At 30.4% G+C, this 3,074-nt stretch carries 3 protein-coding genes; 2 read left to right on the top strand and 1 reads right to left on the bottom strand.

Annotation, left to right across the window (positions count from 1 at the left end):
• On the top strand, positions 1–689 hold a 689-nt coding region (locus tag ACIQZC_RS10375; RefSeq protein WP_396139151.1), incomplete at its 5' end, for a transglutaminase.
• 3 nt (positions 690–692) lie between these two features.
• Here ACIQZC_RS10375 and ung read toward each other — a convergent pair.
• Positions 693–1,358 carry a uracil-DNA glycosylase gene (ung, locus tag ACIQZC_RS10370; RefSeq protein WP_396139150.1) on the bottom strand — a complete coding sequence of 222 codons (666 nt, stop codon included), beginning with the start codon at positions 1,356–1,358 and terminating at the stop codon, positions 693–695.
• 83 nt (positions 1,359–1,441) lie between these two features.
• On the opposite strand from ung, the gene ACIQZC_RS10365 reads away from it, so the two are divergent.
• On the top strand, positions 1,442–3,074 hold a 1,633-nt coding region (locus tag ACIQZC_RS10365; RefSeq protein ID WP_396139149.1), incomplete at its 3' end, for a DNA mismatch repair protein MutS.

The raw sequence follows: 3,074 nt of genomic DNA, 5'->3' as shown, positions 1-3,074 counted from the left end.
TTATCATTTTTATGTATTTAGTCGTTCTATTTATTGGAACTGTTATTGGAAATTATGGGTTTGTAAGGGTTTTTGAAGATTATCGCTATATGATTTATTCAATGAGTGAAAATCCAAATCCTCAAGACCTTATAATTGCAAAACTATTACCATTCCCAAACAAATCAAAAATTATTGATGCTGTTGATTTTTCAAATCCTAAGGTTCGAAATTTTGCCTTGAGTGCCACAAGAAAGAATTTTAATCCAACACATCAAAAGAGAAACAAAAGGCTTATGATTCAATGTTTTGCAGTATTCAAAGAAATAAATAGTAAATGGAATTATGTCAACGATCCAAAAGGAAGAGAATATATTGCTTATGCTTCTGAAAGTTTACAACATTTTTCTGGTGATTGTGATGATCATGCAATTCTAATGGCAGCTTGTATTAAAGTAATTGGAGGAACTACCAGAATTATCCATACTGGCGGACATTTATATCCTGAAATGTTGATAGGTGATAAAAATGATTTAGAATCTGCTATTTATTTTATTAAAGAAGAATTTTTTGCTATTGAAAGTAAAAACCAACAAATTCATTATCATATTGACGAAAGAGGGCAAATTTGGCTCAATTTAGATTACACTGCAACCTATCCCGGTGGGAAATTTATGAGCGATGAAATATTAGGTGCTTTAACTTTTTAATAATTACCATTCTATTTCCTTTTTTTCATTATTCATTAAGTATTCGTTTGTCAGTTTAAAATGATTATTTCCAAACCAAAACCCTCTATTCGCACTTAAAGGAGAAGGATGCCCTATTTGAAGAACTAAATGTTTTTCTCTACTAATCATTTTTCCTTTTTTATGTGCAAAACTTCCCCACAGTAAGAAAACCAAATGAGTACAATTATCATTTAATAGTTGGATTACAGCATCTGTAAAAAGATTCCATTTTAAATGTTTGTGACTGTTTGCTGAATCTTTTCGAACTGTTAATCCGGCATTTAATAATAAAACACCTTGTTTTGACCAACGTTCAAGATTTCCAGAAGTGGGAAATAAAATTCGATCATATTCCGAATTAATTTCTTGAAAAATATTTTTTAACGAAGGCGGAATGGCTACTCCATCATTTACCGAAAAACACAAACCATTTGCTTCACCCGTTCCATGATAAGGATCTTGACCAATAATAACAACTTTCGTTTCTTCAAAATCAAATTGTTCAAAAGCATTAAAAATTAATTCCTTTGGAGGAAAACAAGTTGTAGTAGCATATTCTTGTTCGACTTGCTGCATCAATTCCAAAAAATATGGTTTTTGAAATTCAGACTTTAGTTGATTATTCCAGGATTGATTTTTAATAAACATTTTATAAATTTTATCAAAAATATAAATTTCTATTGCAATATGGCTTTATTACTTTGTAACTTTGACCATATAGAAAAAGAAAAATGATTTCGATTACTCAAAAGACACTTCAAGATTTAGAATTTGAAACCATATTAGAAACTATCGCAAGTCGCTGTAATACAGATATTGGCGAAACAAAAGCTTTGGCAATTACTCCATTTAATGATAAAACGAAATTGTTGATTAATTTGCAACAAACAGCAGAATATCTCTCGTCTTTTTCAAATAACAATGTTATTCCAAATCATGGTTTTGAGAACATTAATTACGAATTAAAATTATTAGGAATTGAAGATAGCTTTTTAGAAGTTGCAAGTTTTAAGAAAATTTCAAATCTTACTGAAACAGCTATTACATTAATTCAGTTTTTGAAGAAATTTGAAACCTATTATCCAAATTTATACAAACGAACTGCATCAATTGAATGTGTAAAGTTAATTATTCAACGAATTGATGAAGTAGTTGATAAATTCGGAATCATAAAAGACAACGCATCGCCCGATTTAATTGATATTAGACGAAGTATTAATGTCGTACGAGGAAAAATAAATCAAAGTTTTGGAACGGCTTTAAGCCAATATTATTCATTAGGATATTTAGACGATATCAAAGAAACAGTTGTAGAAAACAGAAGAGTTTTAGCCGTTTTAGCCATGTATCGAAGAAAAGTAAAAGGCTCAATTTTAGGAACTTCAAAAACGGGAAGCATTGCCTATATTGAACCCGAAGCTGCTCAGCGATATTCTCGTGAATTAAACAATTTAGAATTTGAAGAACGGGAAGAAATCATGCGTATTTTAAAACGGTTAACCAATGATATTAGACCCTTTATCGAAACTATAACCGCTTATCAAGAGTTACTTAGTGATGTAGATGTTATAGCTGCGAAAGCTAAATATGCCAATAAAATCAACGGAATTCTTCCCACAATAACTGATGAAAAGAGATTATTTTTTAGAGAAGCGTTTCATCCCATTTTATATTTAAATAATAAAGAGAAAAACGAAATTACTTATCCACAAACGATTGAACTTCATAACGATAATCGAATAATTGTAATTTCTGGTCCCAATGCCGGCGGAAAAACAATCTCTTTAAAAACAGTTGGACTACTCCAATTGATGTTGCAATGTGGTATCTTAATTCCTGTTCATGAACGAAGTGAGACCTTTTTATTTGATCGAATATTAACCGATATTGGAGATAATCAATCGATTGAAAATCATTTGAGTACCTATAGCTATCGATTGAAAAACATGAACTTTTTTTTAAAAAAATGCAATTCAAAAACGTTATTCTTAATTGATGAATTTGGAACTGGTTCTGATCCTGAATTAGGTGGCGCCTTAGCAGAAATCTTTCTAGAAGAATTTTACGATAGAGAAGCATTTGGAATCATTACAACTCACTATAGCAACTTAAAAATCCTAGCTAACGAATTACCATTTGCCTCAAATGCAAACATGATGTTTGATGAAAAATCTTTAGAACCAATGTATAAACTATTACTTGGTCAGGCAGGTAGTTCATTTACGTTTGAAGTTGCCCAAAAAAATGGAATTCCATATGGATTAATAAATCGTGCCAAGAAAAAAATTGATGGAGGAAAAGTACGATTTGATAAAACCATAGCTACCTTACAAAAAGAGCGTTCTAAACTTGAAAAAACGTCAT

Source organism: Flavobacterium sp. (genome assembly GCF_044338735.1).
Taxonomy (GTDB): Bacteria; Bacteroidota; Bacteroidia; order Flavobacteriales; family Flavobacteriaceae; genus Flavobacterium.
Note: the sequence above shows the minus strand (reverse complement) of the source record. Positions and strands in the feature narration are given on the sequence as shown.

Bases quoted from the DNA above. Each gene is read 5' to 3' on its own strand.
- ung (WP_396139150.1), bottom strand. From the start codon at position 1,358: ATGTTTATTAAAAATCAATCCTGGAATAATCAACTAAAGTCTGAATTT.